We start from the raw sequence: 19501 nt of genomic DNA, 5'->3' as shown, positions 1-19501 counted from the left end.
ACGACCTGGTGCGCGCAGCGGACGCACCGCCCGGCCTGTCGGCAGGAGACGCTCATGCACGAGGTGGCGACGGACCAGGTGTTCCACGCGCGCGACCGGAGGCGCGACGACGGCGTCGGTGACCGTCCGGGGCGGGAGCCGGTGATGCGGCAGGTGCCGCTCATCTGGCGCGGCCTGGGTCTGGACACGATGGCGTCGCTGCTGGTGGAGTCCTTCGCCCGCCTCGGCAGGCGCTGCTTCGCGGCCCGGTGCCAGTGGCCCCGCCTGTATCCGCTGAACGAACGCGCGCTGGGCGCGGTGGCGCACCATCCGCTGATCATGGCGGAGTCCACCCGGCAGCTAGGGCTCGCACTGGAGTACGACCATCCTCCGGGAGCGGCTCGTGCTCGGCTCGAACCCGTCTCGGTCAGCCTGGGACTGCGGCTGCGATCGTGGCCCGTGGAGCGGGGCGGTGCCACCGACGTGGACGTGCGGATGAGCGTGAGCGATCTGGAGACCGAGGCCGGTCGGCCCGTCGCCCACCGCGTCACGGCCGAGTTCCTGCACACAGGCGAAGCCTTCGGGTCGTGCACCATGCGGTTCACCCGCCCGGCGGGCTCGGCGGCACCCGCGCAGGACGCACCGCTTCCGGGTCTGCTGCATCCCCCGGCAGCCGCGGTCGGTGCCACGGCCGACGGTGACGTGATGCTGGCGCGGGCGCATCGAGGACGACTGGTGACCGCCCCGCGCGACCCCGGACACCCGGTGCTCCTGGCCGGCCGGCCGGCGCGCATGCCCCTGTTGGCGGTCCTGGAGGCGGGGCGGCAGGCGGTTCTGCTGGAGAGTGGGATGACGGCCGCCGCGGTGATCGGACTGCGGGCGGACGTGTGCGCACCGGTGCCGTCGCGCGGTGCCCTGATCGAGACCTCGGCGGAACCGGGCGGGTCCCGGTTCCTGGTCACGGCCGCAGGCCGCCCCGCCGCGACGGGCGCGGTGACGCTGTGGAGCCGGTGATCGGAAGCCCCGGCGAGGTGCGGTGGACGGACCGGAAGGGAAGAGCCGTGGCTGCGAACGGACGACAGGACCAGGAACGACTGCTCTGTCTGGTGACCGGGGCCTCCGGGTACGTCGGCGGACGCCTCGTGCCGGAGTTGCTGGAGGCCGGTCATCGGGTGCGGTGCCTGGCCCGCACCCCGGCCAAACTCCGGGACCAGCCGTGGGCCTCCGGAGTCGAGAGCGTGCGGGGAGACGTCACCGACCCGCGTTCCGTCGCCGAGGCCATGCGCGGTGTCGACGTCGCCTACTACCTGGTGCACGCCCTCGGGTCGGGCTCCGGTTTCGAGGACACCGACCGTCGCGCGGCGCACGTCTTCGCCCGGCAGGCGTACGAGGCGGGCGTGCGGAGGATCGTCTACCTGGGTGGTCTGACTCCGCGGGGCGTTCCCGAACGCACGCTCTCCCCTCATCTGCGGTCCCGCGCCGAGGTCGGCCGCATCTTCCTCGACGCACCCGTGCCCGCCACCGTGCTGCGGGCCGCGGTGGTCATCGGATCGGGGTCGGCGTCCTTCGAGATGCTGCGCTACCTGACCGAGCGGCTTCCCGTCATGGTGACGCCCAGTTGGGTGCACACCCGCACCCAGCCCATCGCGATCCGCGACGTGTTGCACTACCTGGTCGGATCGGCCACCATGCCGGCCGACGTGGACCGCGCCTTCGACGTCGGAGGTCCGGACGTGCTCACCTACCGCGAGATGATGCGCCGCTACGCCACCGTGAGCGGGCTCCGGCGGCGGATCATCGTGCCCGTTCCGGTGCTCACTCCCGGGCTGTCCAGCCACTGGGTCGGCCTCGTCACGCCGGTCCCGGCCGCCCTCGCCCGGCCCCTGACGGAGTCCCTGCGTCATGAGGTGGTGTGCCAGGAGCACGACATCGCCCGGTACGTGCCCGACGCTCCCGGCCGGCCCCTGCCGTTCGACGAAGCCCTGGCGCTGGCCCTGCGCCGGGTCCGGGAGGCCCAGGTGGCCACGCGCTGGTCGTCCGCCTCGGTCCCCGGAGCCCCCAGTGATCCCCTGCCGACGGACCCCGACTGGGCCGGCGGCAGTCTGTACCAGGACGAGCGGGAACTGCGGGTCGACGCGTCCCCGGATGCCTTGTGGAAGGTGGTGGAGGGCATCGGCGGGGACAACGGCTGGTACTCCTTCCCGCTGGCCTGGGCCGTCCGCGGCCGGCTGGACCGGTTCGCCGGTGGTGTCGGGCTGCGCCGCGGCCGGCGTGACGCCCAGCACCTGCGGGTCGGCGACTCGCTGGACTTCTGGCGGGTCGAGGAGATCGAACCGGGACGGCTGCTGCGGCTGCGTGCGGAGATGCGGCTGCCGGGACTGGCGTGGCTGGAGATGTACGTCGAGACGGACGCCGAAGGCCGTACCCGCTATCGGCAGCGTGCCCTGTTCCATCCGCGTGGGCTGCTCGGCCACGCCTACTGGTGGTCCGTGTCCCCGTTCCATGCCGTTGTCTTCGGCGGCATGGCGCGCAACATCGGTCAGGCCGCCGCCAAGGGCCTGACCACCCGCAGGAGTGATGACCGATCGCGGCGCATCCGGCGTCGACGCAGCCCGCGAAGTGTGGAGCACTGAGCCTTCGTCCAAGCACCACTCAAGCACCACTGCGCCAGGAGTGTCGCCATGACCGTCGCGGTCGTCCTGTTCACCTCGGACCTGCGTCTGCACGACCACCCGCCTCTGCACGCCGCGCTCGAGGCGGCGGACGAGGTGGTGCCGCTGTTCGTACTCGACACCGGCATCCACGCGGCGGGGTTCGACGCCCCCAACCGCAGGGCCTTCCTCGCCGACTGTCTCAGCGATCTCGACTCCTCGCTGCGCCACCGCGGTGGCCGGCTCGTGGTCCGCAACGGACCGGTTGTCAGGGAGGTCCGCGCGGTCGCCGCCCGGTGCGGGGCCACCGAGGTGCACGTGGCCGCGGGCGTCACCGCGTACGCCCAGCGCCGCGAGGAACGGCTGCGCGAGGAACTGGGCGAGGACGACGTCGCACTGCGCGTGCACGAGACGGTGATCACCGCCGTCGCCCCGGGGACGGTGACGCCCTCGGGCTCCGACCACTTCGCGGTGTTCACTCCCTACTTCCGGCGCTGGTCGCAGGTTTCGTCGAGAAAGCCCCTGGCCGCTCCGCGCACCGTGCGTGTCCCGGTCGGGGTCCCCGGGGAGCCGCTGCCCGACCGCGCGGACGTGGCCGGTGTCTCGCCCGGCCTTCCGGCGGGTGGTGAAACGGCCGGGCGCGACCGGTTCGCACGGTGGTCGCGCTCCGGACTGTCCCGCTACGAGGAACGGCACGACGACCTCGCGGACGACGCCACGTCCCGGCTGTCGCCGTATCTCCACTTCGGTGCACTCTCCCCGCTGGAACTCGTCCACCGGGCCCGCGCGCACGGCGGGCCCGGCGCGGAGGCGTTCGTCCGCCAGGTGTGCTGGCGGGACTTCCACCACCAGGTGCTGGCGGCCCGGCCCGAGGCGTCGGTGACGGACTACCGCACCCGGCACGACCGCTGGCGTGACGAGGCGGACGCCGCCGAGGACATCGCCGCCTGGCGGGACGGACGGACGGGTTACCCGGTCGTCGACGCGGCCATGCGCCAGTTGCGTCACCAAGGCTGGATGCACAACCGGGCACGGTTGCTGGTGGCGAGTTTCCTGACCAAGACGCTGTACGTCGACTGGCGGATCGGCGCCCGGCACTTCCTGGATCTCCTCGTGGACGGCGACGTCGTCAACAACCAGCTCAACTGGCAGTGGGTCGCCGGCACCGGCACCGACACCCGCCCCCACCGCGTCCTCAATCCGCTCGCCCAGGCCAAGCGGTTCGACCCGGACGGCACGTACGTACGGCGCTGGGTCCCCGAACTCAGGAGCCTGACCGGCAGGAAGGTGCACGAACCCTGGCGCCTGGCGGCAGCGGAACGCGCGGGACTCGACTACCCGGACCCGCTCGTCGACCTCGCCGACGGGCTCGCGCGCTTCAAGCACGCCCGCGGCCGGTACTGAGGGGACGCGTCGTGCACTGGCTCTTCGGTGACCAACTGGGTCCGCACTTCCTCACGCCGGGCGAAGGGGGGCCCGGAACGGAAACCCCGTTGCTCATGATCGAGGCGCGCTCCGTCTTCCGGCGGCGCCGATTCCACCGGGCCAAGGCCCACCTGGTGCTGTCCGCGATGCGCCACCGCGCGGCCGAACTGGGCGACCGTGTCACGTACGTGCGTGCCGACACCTACCGTCAGGGCCTCGAACGGGCGGCCCGCGGGCGCCCGGTCGGCGTCCACCACCCCACCTCGCACGCGGCCGTGCGCCTGGTGCGCACCCTGCCCAAAGTGACGGTGGGGCCCGCCCGCGGCTTCCTCGTGCCGATGGCCGACTTCGCCGCCTGGGCCGACGGGCACGGCGACAGGCGCCTGCGGCAGGAGGACTTCTACCGCTGGGTCCGCCGCGTGCACGACCTGCTCATGGACGGCGAGCAGCCCGTGGCAGGGCGGTGGAACCTCGATCACGACAACCGGGAACCCCCGCCCCGCGAGGCCGCCTCCCTGCAGGTCGGCCGCCCGTACCGGCCCCACGAGGACGACATCGACGAAGAGGTCCGCCACGACCTCGACCGCTGGGAACGCGACGGGGACGCCTCCTTCGTCGGGCGGGACGGGCCCCGCCTGTTCCCCGCCACCCGGGCGGAGGCGCGACGGGCACTGCGGCGTTTCGTCGAACACCGGCTCGCCACGTTCGGGCCCTACGAGGACGCCATGCTCGCCGCCGACCCCGCCATGAGCCACAGCCTCCTCTCGTCCTCCCTGAACCTCGGCCTGCTCGACCCGGCCGAGTGCGTCGAACGGGCGGAGCGTGCCTGGCGCGAGGGTCTGGCGCCGCTGAACAGCGTGGAAGGCTTCGTGCGGCAGATCGCCGGGTGGCGCGAGTACGTCTGGCAGGTGTACTGGTACTTCGGCGAGGACTACCGACGCTCCAACGCGCTGCGGCACACCGCGCCGCTGCCGGACTGGTGGAGCGGCCTGGACGCGGACGCCGTGCGGGCGAACTGCCTGCGCACGGTCTTGGCCCAGGTGCGGGACACGGGCTGGACGCACCACATCCCCCGGCTGATGGTGCTCGGCAGTCACGCGCTCCAGCGGGGCTGGGACCCCGCCGCCGTTACGGACTGGTTCCACCGCTGCTTCGTGGACGGCTACGACTGGGTCATGCTCCCCAACGTCGTCGGTATGTCCCAGTACGCCGACGGCGGCCGGATGACCACCAAGCCCTACACATCGGGCGGCGCGTACGTGAACCGCATGAGCGACCTCTGCGGCCCGTGCGTCTACCGGCCCGGCGACCGGACCGGCGAGCACGCGTGTCCGTACACCGCCGGCTACTGGGCGTTCCTGGACCGGCACCGGGAACTGCTGGCCGGCAATCAGCGCGTGGCCCGGCCGGTACGGCAGTTGGACCGGCTCGCCGACCTTCCGGAGGTACTCGAACAGGAGCACACGCGGGGTGACACACCGCCTTGACCCTCCCGCCGTTGCGCCGACGGGGTGAAGTCGTACCGGACCCGGCGCCGGAGCGGGCAGAAGTCAGTGCATCCGCACCAGGGCACCCGGAGGAAGCAGGGGCGTGCGGACAACCAAGAGTGAGAAGGGGCTGCGCATGCCTGGACTGCCGCCGACGGTGGCCCCACCGGGAGAACCGGTCGACGACCCCCTCACCGCGTCCGACGCGGCGAACGCGGTCGGCACCGTACTCGATGAGGTACTGGACGAACGACTACGGCACTCCCGTGCCGTCGACCCCGTTTTCGCCCGGGAACTGGCCGACCGTCTCGCGACGCTGACCGCGCGGGGCGGTAAGCGGCTGCGTACCGCGTTCGCCCACTGCGGCTGGCGCGCCGCGGGCGGCTCGGGAGACGCCACCAGCGTCCTGCGAACGGGAGCCGCACTCGAACTGCTCCAGGCGTGCGCTCTCGTCCACGACGACGTGATGGACGGATCCGCGCAGCGACGCGGCGCACCGGCCCTGCACGTCGACCTGGCCCGCAGGCACTGGGCAGCGGGCATGCACGGCTCGTCGGAGTCCTTCGGCACCTCGGCCGCCGTCCTGACCGGTGACCTGGCCCTCGCCTGGGCGGACGACCTACTGGCCGAGACGGCACTCGGTTCGCCGCACGGCACACGCCTGCACGGGGAGTGGAGGGCGATGCGCACCGAGATGGTCGCCGGACAGTACCGCGACCTGCACGCCCAGGCGGCACGGTCCTCCGGCGTCGACGAGGCACTGACCATCGCCACCTTGAAGAGTGCCCTGTACACCGTCGCGCGACCCCTCGCACTGGGAGCTGTGCTGGCCGGAGCCGACGGGGACGCACTGGACGCGCTGCGGGCGGCCGGCCGGTGCGCCGGGCTGGCCTTCCAGCTGCGCGACGACCTCCTGGGCGCCTTCGGCGATCCCGCGCTGACCGGGAAACCGGCCGACGACGACCTGCGCTCCCGCAAGCTCACCTACCTGCTCGCCGTCGCCGTCCGACTCGCCGATGCCACCGATGACCACTTGTCGGCCGCGGCACTGGCTCCGGACGCGGACCCGAAGTCCGACAGGGCCGTCCGGCAGGTGCGGTCCGCGCTGGTGCGCACCGGTGCCCCGGACCTGGTGGAGGCGAAGATCCGGGAGCTGACGGACATGAGCCTCGCGCACTTCGACCGCTGCGGCGCGCGCCCGGACGCGCGGCACGAGTTCGCCGCGCTGGTCGGGCGTGCGACGGGCGCGGCTACGCGTGGCGACGAGGAGGTCGCGTGAAGAGAGTGCCGGGGCCGACCGACCACGTCGTCGTGGTCGGGGCCGGGCTGTCCGGGTTGGCCTGCGCGCTGCACCTGCTGGGTGCGGGCCGCAGGGTCACCGTCGTCGAACGGGACGCCGGTCCCGGCGGCCGGGCCGGCCGTGTCCGGCGGGCCGGCTACGAGATGGACACCGGTCCCACGGTGCTGACCATGCCGCACCTGGCCGACGAGGCGTTCGCCGCCGTCGGGGACAGCCTCCACCGCCGCGTCGAGCTGACGGCTCTGGATCCGGCCTACCGGGCCTGTTTCGCGGACGGGTCCTCACTCGGCGTGCACACCGACGGCGAGGCGATGGAGGCGGAGGTGCGCCGCTTCGCCGGACCTGCGCAGGCGGCCGGTTACCGCGATCTGCGGCAGTGGCTCGAACGGCTGTACCGGGTGCAGATGCGCCGTTTCATCGACACCAACTTCGACTCCCCCCACCAGCTGCTGCACCCGGACCTGGCCCGGTTGGCGGCACTGGGGGGATTCGGACGCCTGGACGGCCGCATCGGCCGCTTCCTGTCCGACGAGCGCCTGCGCCGCGTCTTCTCCTTCCAGGCGCTGTACGCCGGGGTGGCCCCGGCCCGCGCGCTCGCTGCCTACGCGGTGATCGCCTACATGGACACCGTGGCCGGCGTCTGGTTCCCCAAGGGCGGCATGCACGCCCTCCCCCGAGCCATGGCCGACGCGGCGGCGGACGCCGGTGCCGGTCTGCGCTGGACGTCCGAAGTGGACGCGCTGGAGCGGTCCGCGGGCCGGGTACGGGCCGTCCGCCTGGCCTCCGGCGAGCGCATCGCCTGCGACGCCGTGGTGCTGACGTGCGAACTGCCCGCCGCCTACGGGCTGCTGGGACGGGCACCCCGGCGTCCGGCACGGCTGCGGCACTCGCCGTCCGCCGTGATCCTGCACGCGGGCACCGACCGCACCTGGCCGCACCTCGCCCACCACACCATCTCCTTCGGCGCCGCGTGGGAGCGCACCTTCGAGGAGCTGACCCGTACCGGAGAGCTGATGAGCGACCCTTCCTTGCTGATCACCCGCCCCACCACGCACGACCCGGCTCTGGCACCACCGGGGCGCCACCTCCACTACGTCCTGGCGCCCTGTCCCAACACCCACGTCGGTCCGGAGGCGGCCGCGTGGCGTGACCTCGGCCCGCGCTACCGCGACAGCCTGGTCGGCGTACTGGAGAAGCGGGGGATGGAGGGGTTCGCGGACAGTGTCCAGGAGGAGCTCCTGGTGACGCCGCTCGACTGGGACGCGCAGGGCCATGCGGCGGGCAGCCCCTTCTCGGTCTCCCACACCTTCGCCCAGACCGGCCCCTTCCGCCCGCGCAACCTCGTACGGGGGCTGGACAACGTGGTGCTCGCGGGCTGCGGGACCACCCCGGGTGTCGGCGTTCCGACCGTACTGGTCAGCGGCAAACTCGCCGCCGCGCGCATCACCGGCGGCGCCCACTCCCGGCCCGCCCGAACGCGTCGGTCCCCGGCCGTTCCCGCCACGAATCCCGCCCCGGCCCCGGCAGGTACCGATGAGCCGTCGTGAACTGGACGCGGCGGGGATCACCGATCCCCTGCTGCGCGCCGCCTACACCCGGTGCCGCCGGCTCAACGCCCGACACGGCAAGACCTACTTCCTGGCCACCCGCCTGCTGCCACTCGAACGCCGCTCCGCCGTACACGCCCTGTACGGCTTCGCCCGCTGGGCGGACGACATCGTGGACGACCTCGACCGGCACCGCACGCCTGAGGAACGCGACCGGTTGCTGCGGCGCCTGGAGAGCGACCTGGCCGACGGGCTGCTCACCCGGGCGGGCCGCGAACCCGTGGTCAGGGCCGTCGCGGACACCGCCGACCGGTACGGCGTCGATCACGCGCTCTTCGCCGACTTCCTGTCCTCGATGCGCGCCGACCTGACCGTCACCCACTACCCGACCTTCGCCGATCTACAGGAGTACGTGCACGGTTCGGCGGCGGTCATCGGCCTGCAGATGCTGCCGGTCCTCGGCACGGTCACGGCCCGGGAGGAGGCGGCACCGCACGCGGCGGCGCTCGGCGTGGCGTTCCAGCTCACCAACTTCCTGCGCGACGTCGGCGAGGATCTCGACCGCGGGCGGGTCTACCTGCCCGGTGATCTGCTGGCCGCGCACGGCGTGGACCGGTCCCTGCTGGAGTGGAGCAGGCGTACCGGGCGCCGCGACCGCCGCATCCGGGCCGCTCTCATGGCGGCGGAGGCCATGACGCGGCGCGTGTACCGGACGGCGGAGCCGGGCATCGCCATGCTCGATCCGCGGGTGCGCCCCTGTATCCACGCCGCGTTCACCCTCTACGGCGGGATTCTGGACGCGATCGCCGTACAGGATTACAGCGTGCTGCATCGTCGTGCGGTCGTGTCGCGTAGGCGTCGGGCGGCAACGGCCGCTGCCGGGGTGCTGCGCGTAGCCGGTGCCCGGTTGCGTGCTCGTACGGAGCACCGCGAGGCACGGGCAGGAGCGTCGGCGGTCGAACGGAAGGCAGTCGAACGGAAGGGGCCGGCGCGGTGAGTGGTCGAGGGAACGGCAAGCGGTGGTCGCCCCCCTTGCGCCGACGTGGTTCCGGTCCCCACTGGGCGGCTCAGACCCCGACGTGGCGCCAGGCACGTCCCGCGCTCATCGCCGACGCGCTCAAGAGGGCGTCCGCCCGTCCGTCCGGCAACTGGTTCGTGGTCGGCGCCTCCCGCCAGGTGCGCGCGGGCGACCGGCCCTACGGCCGGACGGTCGGCGGTGTGGAGGTCGTGCTGTGGCGCTCGGATGACGGCGAGCCCCATGCCGGTCCGGGCAGCTGCCCGCACCTGGGCGCTCCGCTGCGCGACAGCCGGGTGGTGTGCGGCACGCTGGTCTGCCACTGGCACGGGCTCGCCCTGGACGGTTCCGCGTCCGCCGGCTGGCGGCCGTTCCCCGTGCACGACGACGGCGTACTCGTCTGGGTGCGGCTGGACGGGGTGGGCGGCGAGGAGCCCAGCGAGCGGCCCGTCGTACCCCCACGGCCCGTGACGGGCCGTGGGGTGGACGCGGTGTTCACGGCGGTGGGGCGGTGCGAACCGCAGGACGTGGTGGCCAACCGGCTCGATCCGTGGCACGGCTCGTGGTTCCATCCGTACTCGTTCGTCGACCTCTCGGTGGTGCGTGAGCCGCAGGGGGACGAGGACGACGCCTTCGTCGTCGACGTCTCCTTCCGGGTGGCTGGGCGGCTCGTGGTCCCGGTGCGGGCCGAGTTCACCGCGCCGGAGCCGCGCACGGTCGTCATGCGTATCACCGACGGGGAGGGCACCACGTCCGTGGTCGAGACGCACGCGACACCACTGACCGGGCCGGACCACGAGCGTCCCCGCACCGCCGTGGTCGAGGCGGTCGTCGCCGCCTCGGACCGGCCCGGCTTCGCCGTGGCCCGGGCCGCCGCCCCGGTGCTGCGCCCGCTGATGCGCCGTACGGCCGGACGGCTGTGGCGCGACGACCTGGCCTACGCCGAACGACGCTGGGCGCTGCGCAGCACCGGTCGGTTTCCCGGCTGAGGGCGGCTGCCGGTCAGGGCGCCGAGTGGCGCCCTGCGGCGGCCCCGAGCGCCCGCAGCACGGGCGAACGCCCCGTCCGGGGAACCGTCCACAGGACCTGGCCGCGCACTCCCCGGTCGGCGAGCAGGGCGTTCGCCGCCAGGAAGCCGGTGGTTGCGGCTCGTTCCATGAGGGCGACGGGCAGGTCGCAGCGGATTCCGTCCCCGGCCAGGGTCAGCCACGGGTGGGGGGTGCGCACGGTGGGGCGCCGCCGGTGGGAGCCGACCTCGAACAGCGGGCAGTCCGAGCGCCACTCGTGCCGGGCGTCGACGACGCGCGCCTCACGGGTTTCCGGGTACACCTGGTGCAGCCGGTCGACGAGTTCGTCCTGCACCTCCTTCGGTTCGGCCGCCGGGTCCACGGCGTAGGCGTGCAGTTCCACGACCGATCCCCCGTTGCGCGCGGCCCAGCGGGCGGCCTCGCCCTCGTACCGCTCCAGGACGCTGATGTTGTCCAGTCCGTCGTAGCCGCTGGTGCCGAGGAACCCGGGCCGGTCGGCGTCGACAGGCCGGTCGAGCCAGAGCCGCGAGACGAGGAACGGCGGCGCGGTGCGCACGGCTGCGATGCCGTCTCGCCAGACGTCGGTGCCCAGGCCGGGTGACGCTGCGACGGTCCGCCGCAGCCCCGCGGTGTCGAGGGCCAGCACCACCGCCTGGTGGCGGTCGGCACCGGTGTCCGTGATCACGTCCGCTCCCCCGCCCTCGCGCGGAAAAACCCCTCGCACGGGGGTTCCGGTGCGCACGTCCACTCCGAGGCGCCGGAGGTAGTCGCCCAGTGGGTCCCACAGTGCCTGGGGGAAGGGTTCGTCCGGCACGTCGAAGAGCAGGCCCTCGGCCGATCCGAGGAAGTAGATGTGGAACATCAGCAGCAGTTCCGCGGCGGACAGCCGTCGCGGATCGGCGAAGAAGCTGCGGGAGAACACCTCGAAGGCCAGGTGGTGCGCGGCCTCGGGGAAGCGCACGCCTTCCAGGAAGCCGGTGGCGGTGACGGTGTCGAAGCGTTCGTAGACCTCGGGCACGCGCACGTCGAGGAGCGGCAGTGCGGCCCGCGCGTCCATCGCGGCGAGGTCCCGCCACCCGAAGGTGGGGCTGAGCGCGACGAAGCCGAGCGCGCTGAACGGCGGGGTCCGCGGGACACGGGCGAAGCTGTCGGTCAGACCGCCGCTGTGCCGCAGTGGGTAGTCGGGAAGCGGGGTGAGGCGCTCCAGGCCGGGGTCCGTGCGGCGGAGCAGTCCGCGGAGGTTGTAGTACTGGCGGAAGAAGGCATGGAAGCCCCGGGTCATGGTCACGGCGCTGCCGTCCGCCAGCGTGGTGCGCCGGCCGGAGAGCCGGCCACCGAGTGAGTCCCCTTTCTCGTACAGGGTCACGCGGGCGCCGCGTTCGGCCATGAGGGTGGCCGCGGCCAGACCGGCGATCCCGCCGCCGATCACCGCGACCGACGGCTCGTCACCGCGTCGGAAGCGGTCCGCACCGGGTGCGGGCAAAACGATCTCGGCCTTGCGGTCGCGGCCCCGTCGGGCGGCGGTGGTGCGGCGGGCGGTCACAGGACGCGCTCCTCTGTCGTCTCGGGCCCGCCGTTGCGGGCGAGGAAGGTGTGCACCATGCCCGTCTGCCGTCCGGCGGCGGGGGCGACGCGCACGGAAGTCAGACCCACCCGCGTCAGCCGCGCGGCGAACCGGAGTGCGGTGTCGAAGGCGACGACGCTGTGCCGGAGACGGCGGTAGAGGGTGCGGTCGCCGGTGAGGGTGCCCGCGGGGATGACGAGCCCGCGGCACACGGCCGACCACAGGGCCCGGTGCACCGGTGAGCCGCTGAGGCTGCACTCGTGAGCGGCGGAGCGTCCGCCCGGCCGCAGGAGTCCGCGGACGCTCCCCAGGACCGCGTCCGGGGCGGTGACGTTGCGGAACAGGTGGGCGGCGAAGACCGCGTCGAAGGGGCCTTCGTCCTCGCGGGCCGTGGCGAATTCCTCCGCGGTCCGGTGGAGGAAGCGCACACGTGCGGGCCACGGTTCGGCACGTGCTCGGCGCAGCATGCCGGCGGAAGCGTCCACGGCCGTGCTCCGGGCCCGCGGGGCGGCCCGGAGCAGGGCCCGGGTGGAGGCGCCGGTGCCGCATCCGAGGTCGAGCGGGTGCAGTCCGGCCCCGTCGTCCGGGAGCGCGAGGCGTCGGGCCGAGCCCAGGAGGCCGGCGCGGTGGCCGGGGTCGAGGGCCGTGAGGTGGCCGTAGGTGTGGGAGGCGTGGTCGAAGGCGCGGGCGAGGTCGTGGTCGCGCAGCAGCGTCATCGGGGGTTTCCTCCGGTTCGGTCGGCGGGCCGGGAGCGGCGCGGGAGGAAGGGCACTTCGGCCGCGGTGCGCAGCATCGGCCGGACGGGGGTGCGCAGCCCGATGCCCCACTCCTCCCGGATCGAGGTCGTGCCGTCGAGGAACCTCAGCAGACGCTCGGCCGGGACCCGGCGGAACAGGTCGGTGAAGAAGCGCGGCCCGTCGATGCGACCGGTGTCCAGGGCGCGCAGCAGGATCGCGTCCAGGGCCCGTGCCCGTAGCCCGTGCGGTGCCGGGAAGCGGTCGTGTCCGTCACGCAGGGCGGCGGCGACGGCTCTGCTGTGGCGTTGCACCGCGGCGAAGGTGTAGCCGGTGGCGGGACGAGTGGCACCGCCTGCGGTCCCGATGCGGAACACGGCGTGCCCGGCACGCCGTGGGAAACGGGCGTCGGTCATGGGGATGACTCCCTGCTCCGTCCGTTCCACGGTGAGTCGGCCGAGTCCGAGGACGTCGCGGCAGTAGCGCCCGAGTGCCGACTCGTACGTCGCGGTGGTCAGCACGTCGCGGGAGAACTCGGTGTACTCCACGAGCGCCCGGTCCGGCGCCAGCGGCAGGACGTAGCCGAAGGCGAGCCCGTGGGCCGGCTGCGGAACCCGGAAGTCCATCAGATCCGCGACCGTGGGATCGAACCGGTCGGTGTCGGTGCGCACGAACCAGCCGCGGAAGTGCTGGAGCAGCCGCGTACGAGCCGGCGGCAGATCGGGCAGCGGCCGCGAGTCGAAGACCCTGCGGGCGTGCAGCGTCAGGGGCCGGCCTCCCGGCAGCGCGCACCGGACCTCCGCGCCCGCGGGGACCGCGCGCACCGCTTCCGCCGTTCCTCGCAGAAGGCGTGCTCCCTCCGTGCGGGCCAGGCGGCCGTGGACCATTCGCTCGAAGTCCGCGGAGCGCACCATGCGATAGGTGAACGGGGCCGGATCGACGGTGACCGAACCGCCGTCCGCGCCGTGCAGACGCAGTACGGACCAGGTGGCGCTGACCGCCTCCTCCAGGCCGTCGGTGCCCGCCCCCCAGTAGCACCAGGTGCGCTCCGCGGGGCGCAGCGGGCCGTCCGGCGGTTCCACCAGGGTCACGGCGGTGGCCGTGCCGTTCTCCGTGAGCCGGTGAGCAAGGCTGAGACCGGCCGCACCGCCACCGAGGACGAGCACGTCCGAGTCCTCCGTGGAGCGGGGTGTCACCACGGTCGCCGTTCGACGACCGGGCTTTGGCCGGGGCCCGGGTGCCACAGCCCGGCGTGCGCCTCGGAGCCGGTGGCCGGCATGCCCGGACAGGCCCGTGCAGCGCCTGCCACCAGGACACGCACGACAAGCACACCCCTCAGTTCCACGTTTCACCCCTCAGTACGGACAGCGGTTCCGTCCGGTCGCCATGGCTTCGGGACCGAGGCCGTCCGCGGATGCGGCCGGGCGGCACTTCGTCACGGGCGACGCCCCTGCGGTTCCAGGCCCGCCCGTACCTCCCGCGCCGCGCGCGCACCCGATGCCAGGGCACCCTGAACGGAGCCGGTCGCACGGTGGTCCCCACACACGTACCTCCCGGGACCGAGGCGGGTGGTTCGGCTCAGCGGCCAGGGCGGAAGCATCGCGGGCAGCGCGCCGTCGACGGTGCGGGCGGCCACCTGCTGCCACCCGCTCGTGTCGGTGCCGTACAGCTCTGCCAGCCGCCGGAGCACCGTCTGTGCCCTGCCGGGGAGGTCCGTGCCCAGCACGGAGGTGGAGACCAGTGCGGTGCCGGGGGGCGCGTACGTGGGAGCGACTTGGCTGAGGACGCAGGTGTTCAGGATCGCTCCGGTGCTGTCCACCATGAGGATGGGTTCGGCCGTGGGCGGGCTGTCGGCGGCGTGGTAGTAGGTGGTGACGGTGCGAGTGGCCGGAACGGTCAGGTCCGGGAGCAGGCCGGCGGCGGTCGCCGGGTCCGTCGCCACCACGACCACCCGGCCCGGCACCTCGCCACCGTCGCTGAGCAGCACTCCGGCGTCCGTGATCTCCGCGACCGGCGTACCGAGGCGCAGGACTCCGTCGGGCAGGCCGTCGGCGAGCTGTGCCGGTACGGCGCCGATGCCCTCGGCCGGCAGGCACAGCGACCCCCTGACCATGCTCCGCCAGACGAGGTGGAAGAACCGGGCGGAGGTCTCCAGCCGGTCCTCCAGGAAGACACCGGACAGGAACGGCCGCAGCATTCCGGCGATCGCGGCGTCCGACAGTCCCGCTCCGGACAGGGCTGCCGCGGTGGAGCGGTCCCGGCGTCGTCGGGTGACGGACACGGGCAGTACGGCGTCCCGTGCGGTGAGTGCCGCCAGCGCGGTCAGGTCGCGGACCGACAGGGCTCGCCCCGGCAGCAGAGTCCCCACCGCACGGGGCTCCCTGGTCGGATCGGCGAGGCGGACGGGCCCGCTCGGAGTGTGCGCGACGAAGCCCGCGGTGAACGGTCTCAGTCGCAGGCCCTTCAGGGCCATACGCCGCTTCACCTGCGGATAGGAGGTGTTGAACACCTGGAACCCGCGGTCCAGCAGGAAGCCGTCCCGCCGGTCCGTGCGCATCCGGCCGCCGACACCGTCGGACGCCTCCAGCAGCGCCACCCGCCATCCGGCGCGGCACAGGTCGAGGGCGCAGGCCACGCCTGCCAGACCCGCACCGACGACGACCACGTCCGCTGCCCGGCGCTGTCCGTCGCTCATCCGTCTCCTCACTCGACGTCGTGTCCGTGCGGCCCAGGTCCTGGAGGCCGGTCGGCCCCTCCGCCTCGGCCGGCCTCCCGGACCGTTCGGCACGGACCGGGGCCGTAACCCGGTGCGGGTCGCGGCGAGACGCCCGCCGGCCGACGACCGGGCCACGGCCACCGGGCCAGCGGACCACGTCCCCCGGCCGATGCCCGGGAGCCACGACGAAGGACGGCCGGACGACAACCCGTCACGGGTACGCCGACGACTCCAGGGCGGCGACCGCTTCGGCAAGCCCCGCCGGACGCGCCAGACCGGCCACCGCCTGGCCCACCCACCCGGGGCCCAGGGTGAGGACGACGGGCCGCCGCCGGGCCCCGCGCACGCCCCACTCCATGGCGGCCACGTGCTGGGCCAGCGGTCGGCTGGCGGTGGTGCGGGACTGCGCCCACAGTCCCACCGCGGCCGGCCCGGTTCTGCGCACCGCCGCGACGAGCGACTCGACGGGCAGCGCACCGCCGAACATCCGCACCGGGACACCTCGCTCCGTGAGGGCCGCCGACAGTACCTCCAACGGCAGCGTGTGGTTCTCCCCGGGCACGCAGGCAAGCACCGTGGTGGCACCGGGGCGGTCCTCGACCGTGCGGGGTGTGGCGCGTCGGAGCGCCCCGGCCACGTGCCAGGACAGGAAGTGCTCGACCTCGACGTACTTCTCGCCGGACGTCTCCCACTTGCGGCCGACGGCCTGGAGCGTCGGCACGATCACCTCGGTCCAGGCGGCGACCAGGCCGTGTTCGGCGATCGCGGCGAGCAGCAGTTCGTCCAGGACGGCGGCGTCCAGGCGCAGGGCGGCCCTCGCGATCCCCCGGCACTCCTGTCGTACGTCGCCCAACCGCAGGCCGCTCCCCGCCCGGCTCCGGCGCCCGGCCGAAGCACGACGTGCCACGTCGGCGCCTCGGGGCCGGGCCGCCGCCGTCGGGGCCTCTTCACTGCGCGCGAGCCGTGCCGCCTCGGCCGGTGGCAGCCCGGTCGCCGTCAAGGCGCACATCCGCTCCAGCCTCGCCACGTCCGCCGCCGTCCAGCGCCGGTGCCGTCCATCCGTGTGCGCGTCCGGTCCCAGCCCGTACCGGCGGTCCCACGTGCGGACCGTGGTGGGCGCCACGCCCAGACGCCGGGCCACCTCGCCGGTCGTCGACCCGCCCCGGCGCTGACCGCCCTCGGCGACCGGGGCGTCACTGTTTCCCGCGTGCGTGTTCACACTCCCACTATACGACGCACAAACGACGCATGTTGCCTGCGTCGTTAGTGCGCCCAAGACTGGAGCGACGCAACCGTCGGCCACGCAGGGCTGACCGGCGACGTGCCGCTCGGCGGACGGCCCTCCCGTCCCCGTACGACGCACGGCAGGAGGAACGGCCATGAACACGCGCACACGACCGACCACCACCTTGGTCCCGCCCGTGGAGGAGACCCGGTACGAGGAGGAACTGGCGCAGGGCCTCGCCGAGGCCGACGAGGAGGCGTTCGCGGCCATCTACCGGCGCTGGGGATCACTCGTGCACACGATGGCCACCCGGTCCCTCGGCGACACTCACGAGGCCGAGGACGTGACCCAGCAGGTCTTCGTCGGCGCGTGGCGCGGGCGGCGCGGCTTCCGGCCCGAGCGGGGCACACTCGGCGCCTGGCTCGTCGGCATCACGCGCCGGAAGATCGTCGACGCGCTGGCGGCCAGGACGCGGCGCCTGTCCCTGATCGAGTCGGCCGGGCAGGACGTCACGCCCGCCCGTCTCGTCCAGCCGGCACCGGACGAGGTACTCGACCGCGTACTGCTCGTGGAGGCCCTGTCCCGCTTGCCGCTGGGCCAGCGAGAGGTGCTGCGCATGGCCTTCTACGAGGATCTGACACAGGCCCAGATCTCGGAACGCACGGGGGTTCCCCTGGGTACGGTCAAGAGCCACGCCCGCCGCGGCCTGCATCGGCTGCGCACGGCAGTCGACCCCGTCACCGCGCATGACACGTGCGTCTGAACAGGGCGGAGCAGAGGTGCCCCGGGCGCATCCACGGCACCGGTCACCCGCGAAACACCTCTGAGACTGTCAGCAGGCGGAGGCTCCTCACGGAGGAATGATCCACATGACTACCCGGACGACCATCCCCGCCGCCGCCTCGGCCGCGGCCTGTGCCCCGGCCCTCGGCCTGACCGCACCTGCCGCCATGGCTGCTCCCGAACAGGCGCAGGACAGGGGCCTGACGTCCGTCTTCCACGGCATCCCGGGCATGGCGGTCGACGTCTACGCCGACGGCGACGAACTGAGTCACCCCGGACTCGTCCGACCGGTGGGCGGCCTGAGCCGCGACGCCGGGGCGATCGCGGTGACCAACGTACTGTCGGGCCACCGAGCCGCCGGCCGACGTGACTGGCGCCGTGCGAACGTCTGACCGGACCGGCGGCGGTTGCCGCGCTGACAGCCGTCCTCGCCGCTCCGGTCCGGCCCCCGGAACCGGGTTCCCGGCTCGCGCCCTCGCAGCGGGAGGCGGCGGCTGTCCCCTCCGCCCGCGCCGGAGAGCCACCGCCCGATACCCAGCAGCATGTACGGGCCAAGACGACCAAGCCCGAGACGCAGGAGGGCGCTGTGGGTCACGTGCACCCGTCGCACCTGGTGGAACTGGCCCTCGGTCACACGCGCGGCGACGCGGACGTCGACGGCCTGCGGCATGCCGCGTCAGCGCCCGTGGGAGCGCGAACGCGCGCGGGCACGAGGCCGCGCCCCGGTAGGCCGGGTCGGCGGTGCCGGCACGGCATGACGGACACCGGCAGGGCACTACGCGTGGGTGACGAGGAAGTGGGCGGCGCTCGACAGGGTGGTCAGACGCGTGGTGTCCGCGTCGTCGATGGGGACGCCGGTGCGGTCGCTGAGGGTCTCGACGAAGCGGAGGAAGTCCAGCGAGTCCATCTCGAGTGCGTCGCGGAAGGAGTCGTCGGGTCCCAGCGCGGTCAGGTCGGCTCCGGGGACGATCTCGGTGATCGATTCCTGGACCGTGTGGAGTGCGTCGGTTCGGTTCACAGGTGCTCCGGTTTCTGCAGGAGGCGGTCGACCGCTCTCAGGTAGCGGGCTCCGACGGCGCCGTCCGTGGCCCGGTGGTCCGCGGAGAGGGATGCCGTGACGGTGGGGCGTACGCCCAGCAGGCCGTCGACGGCGCAGGGCCGGTCGACGATCCGGCCGAAGCCGACCAGGGCCACCTGGGGCGGGTAGATGACACCGAGGACGGTTTCCACGCCGTGGTCGCCGAGGTTGGTGACGGTGAGCGTGGGGTCCGCGACGTCGGAGCCGCGCAGTCGGCCCGTGCGGGCGCGCGCGACGAGTTCTTTGAGCGCCGCCATCAGCGCGGGGAGTTCCAGAGTGTCGGCGTCGTGCAGGGTGGGGGCGACGAGTCCGCCGCCGCGCAGGGACACGGCCACCCCGAGATGGACGCCCCGGCCCGCGGTGAAGCCGCCGTCGGTCCAGAAGCCGTTGAGTTCGGGCACCTGGCGGGCCGCGACGGCGGCCGCCTTGAGCAACAGGGCTGCCGGAAGGATGCGCTCGGCGACGGTGCTGTGCCGGTTGTGGTCGTGCAGCCAGTCCGTCGCGGCGGTCAGGTCGACGGTGGTGGCCAGGTAGTAGTGCGGGATGTCCCGGTTGGCTCGGGTCATCAGCCCCGCGATCGCCTGCCGCATGGTCACCGCCCGCTCCTGGGACGGCCGTTCGGCCGGGGCCGCGGGGCGCGCGGGACCGGCAGGGGCAGCGGGTGAGGCCGGGGTCGCCGGGCCCGGGGCGGCCCTGCGGACATCGGCGGCGCGGACCGCGGAGGCCGTGCCCGTTCCGGTCACCGTCGCGAGGTCGACGTCCAGTTGGGCGGCGAGTCGGCGGGCGAGCGGGCTCACCCGTCGGCGCGAGGGAGGGGCGGGGCTGGTGGCGGACGCCGCCCGCTCCACGTCGGCCCGCGTGACCCGTCCCCCGGCCCCGGTGCCGCGCAGGTCCGCCAGGTCGACCCCGGTCCGCTGTGCCAGGTGCCGCGCCAGAGGGCCGGCCTCGACGGGCGCACGGCCCGGGACG

Annotated in this window: 17 protein-coding genes; 10 read left to right on the top strand and 7 right to left on the bottom strand. The window is 73.8% G+C overall.

Annotated elements, in window-relative coordinates:
* Positions 1–54: 54 nt before the first annotated feature.
* The 8 genes from OFY01_RS27795 (at position 55) to OFY01_RS27760 (ending at position 10393) form a co-directional block, all read left to right on the top strand.
* Positions 55–993: a hypothetical protein gene (locus OFY01_RS27795; protein ID WP_266604494.1), complete on the top strand. Its 939-nt coding sequence runs from the start codon at positions 55–57 to the stop codon at positions 991–993.
* Between the two features lie 47 nt (positions 994–1040).
* Positions 1041–2612 carry an SDR family oxidoreductase gene (locus OFY01_RS27790; RefSeq protein ID WP_266604493.1) on the top strand — a complete coding sequence of 524 codons (1572 nt, stop codon included), beginning with the start codon at positions 1041–1043 and terminating at the stop codon, positions 2610–2612.
* 48 nt (positions 2613–2660) lie between these two features.
* The gene (locus tag OFY01_RS27785; protein WP_266604492.1) at positions 2661–4034 is read left to right on the top strand and encodes a cryptochrome/photolyase family protein; all 1374 of its coding nucleotides are present in this window, start codon (positions 2661–2663) and stop codon (positions 4032–4034) included.
* A gap of 11 nt (positions 4035–4045) precedes the next feature.
* Positions 4046–5542: a cryptochrome/photolyase family protein gene (locus tag OFY01_RS27780; RefSeq protein ID WP_266604490.1), complete on the top strand. Its 1497-nt coding sequence runs from the start codon at positions 4046–4048 to the stop codon at positions 5540–5542.
* A 136-nt stretch (positions 5543–5678) separates the two neighbouring features.
* Positions 5679–6821: a polyprenyl synthetase family protein gene (locus OFY01_RS27775; RefSeq protein WP_266604519.1), complete on the top strand. Its 1143-nt coding sequence runs from the start codon at positions 5679–5681 to the stop codon at positions 6819–6821.
* The gene (crtI, locus tag OFY01_RS27770) at positions 6818–8389 is read left to right on the top strand and encodes a phytoene desaturase family protein (RefSeq protein ID WP_266604489.1); all 1572 of its coding nucleotides are present in this window, start codon (positions 6818–6820) and stop codon (positions 8387–8389) included. Before OFY01_RS27775 ends, crtI begins: the two co-directional genes overlap by 4 nt.
* Complete coding sequence (locus OFY01_RS27765) at positions 8376–9386, top strand: phytoene/squalene synthase family protein (protein ID WP_266604488.1); 1011 nt, start codon at positions 8376–8378, stop codon at positions 9384–9386. The genes crtI and OFY01_RS27765 overlap by 14 nt, the downstream gene beginning before the upstream one ends.
* On the top strand, positions 9383–10393 hold the full coding sequence (locus OFY01_RS27760; RefSeq protein WP_266604487.1) for a DUF5914 domain-containing protein: 1011 nt from the start codon (positions 9383–9385) through the stop codon (positions 10391–10393). Before OFY01_RS27765 ends, OFY01_RS27760 begins: the two co-directional genes overlap by 4 nt.
* A gap of 13 nt (positions 10394–10406) precedes the next feature.
* Here the strand turns inward: OFY01_RS27760 and OFY01_RS27755 are convergent, their stop codons facing one another.
* The 5 genes from OFY01_RS27755 to OFY01_RS27735 form a co-directional block, all read right to left on the bottom strand.
* Entirely contained in the window at positions 10407–11975 is a 1569-nt protein-coding gene (locus OFY01_RS27755; protein ID WP_266604485.1) for an FAD-dependent oxidoreductase, read from the bottom strand.
* Positions 11972–12712 (bottom strand): class I SAM-dependent methyltransferase, encoded by a 741-nt coding sequence (locus tag OFY01_RS27750; protein WP_266604483.1) that lies wholly within the window; start codon positions 12710–12712, stop codon positions 11972–11974. The genes OFY01_RS27755 and OFY01_RS27750 overlap by 4 nt, the downstream gene beginning before the upstream one ends.
* Positions 12709–13926, bottom strand: coding sequence for a lycopene cyclase family protein (locus OFY01_RS27745; protein ID WP_266604517.1), 1218 nt, complete (start codon positions 13924–13926; stop codon positions 12709–12711). The genes OFY01_RS27750 and OFY01_RS27745 overlap by 4 nt, the downstream gene beginning before the upstream one ends.
* 239 nt (positions 13927–14165) lie before the next feature.
* Positions 14166–15425, bottom strand: coding sequence for an NAD(P)/FAD-dependent oxidoreductase (locus tag OFY01_RS27740; RefSeq protein ID WP_266604481.1), 1260 nt, complete (start codon positions 15423–15425; stop codon positions 14166–14168).
* A 232-nt stretch (positions 15426–15657) separates the two neighbouring features.
* On the bottom strand, positions 15658–16665 hold the full coding sequence (locus OFY01_RS27735; RefSeq protein ID WP_266604480.1) for a MerR family transcriptional regulator: 1008 nt from the start codon (positions 16663–16665) through the stop codon (positions 15658–15660).
* A 160-nt stretch (positions 16666–16825) separates the two neighbouring features.
* On the opposite strand from OFY01_RS27735, the gene OFY01_RS27730 reads away from it, so the two are divergent.
* Positions 16826–17434 carry a sigma-70 family RNA polymerase sigma factor gene (locus OFY01_RS27730; RefSeq protein ID WP_266604479.1) on the top strand — a complete coding sequence of 203 codons (609 nt, stop codon included), beginning with the start codon at positions 16826–16828 and terminating at the stop codon, positions 17432–17434.
* A gap of 106 nt (positions 17435–17540) precedes the next feature.
* Positions 17541–17846 carry a hypothetical protein gene (locus tag OFY01_RS27725; RefSeq protein WP_266604478.1) on the top strand — a complete coding sequence of 102 codons (306 nt, stop codon included), beginning with the start codon at positions 17541–17543 and terminating at the stop codon, positions 17844–17846.
* A gap of 383 nt (positions 17847–18229) precedes the next feature.
* Here OFY01_RS27725 and OFY01_RS27720 read toward each other — a convergent pair whose 3' ends face one another.
* Entirely contained in the window at positions 18230–18472 is a 243-nt protein-coding gene (locus OFY01_RS27720) for an acyl carrier protein (RefSeq protein ID WP_266604477.1), read from the bottom strand.
* Positions 18469–19501, bottom strand: a 1033-nt coding sequence (locus OFY01_RS27715) for a 2-oxo acid dehydrogenase subunit E2 (protein ID WP_266604476.1), incomplete at its 5' end; no start/stop codon positions are given. The genes OFY01_RS27720 and OFY01_RS27715, both read right to left, overlap by 4 nt.

It is taken from the genome of Streptomyces beihaiensis (assembly GCF_026274175.1).
Taxonomy (GTDB): domain Bacteria; phylum Actinomycetota; class Actinomycetes; order Streptomycetales; family Streptomycetaceae; genus Streptomyces; species Streptomyces beihaiensis.
The sequence above is the reverse complement of the archived record's forward strand: the minus strand, read 5'-3'. Positions and strand labels throughout refer to the sequence as shown.

Excerpts from the sequence above, each read along its gene's own strand:
- OFY01_RS27775 (WP_266604519.1), top strand. The coding sequence starts at position 5,679 with ATGCCTGGACTGCCGCCGACGGTGGCCCCACCGGGAGAACCGGTCGAC.
- OFY01_RS27750 (WP_266604483.1), bottom strand. The coding sequence starts at position 12,712 with ATGACGCTGCTGCGCGACCACGACCTCGCCCGCGCCTTCGACCACGCC.
- OFY01_RS27765 (WP_266604488.1), top strand. The coding sequence starts at position 8,376 with ATGAGCCGTCGTGAACTGGACGCGGCGGGGATCACCGATCCCCTGCTG.
- OFY01_RS27725 (WP_266604478.1), top strand. The coding sequence starts at position 17,541 with ATGACTACCCGGACGACCATCCCCGCCGCCGCCTCGGCCGCGGCCTGT.
- OFY01_RS27740 (WP_266604481.1), bottom strand. The coding sequence starts at position 15,425 with ATGAGCGACGGACAGCGCCGGGCAGCGGACGTGGTCGTCGTCGGTGCG.
- OFY01_RS27730 (WP_266604479.1), top strand. The coding sequence starts at position 16,826 with ATGAACACGCGCACACGACCGACCACCACCTTGGTCCCGCCCGTGGAG.
- OFY01_RS27795 (WP_266604494.1), top strand. The coding sequence starts at position 55 with ATGCACGAGGTGGCGACGGACCAGGTGTTCCACGCGCGCGACCGGAGG.
- OFY01_RS27785 (WP_266604492.1), top strand. The coding sequence starts at position 2,661 with ATGACCGTCGCGGTCGTCCTGTTCACCTCGGACCTGCGTCTGCACGAC.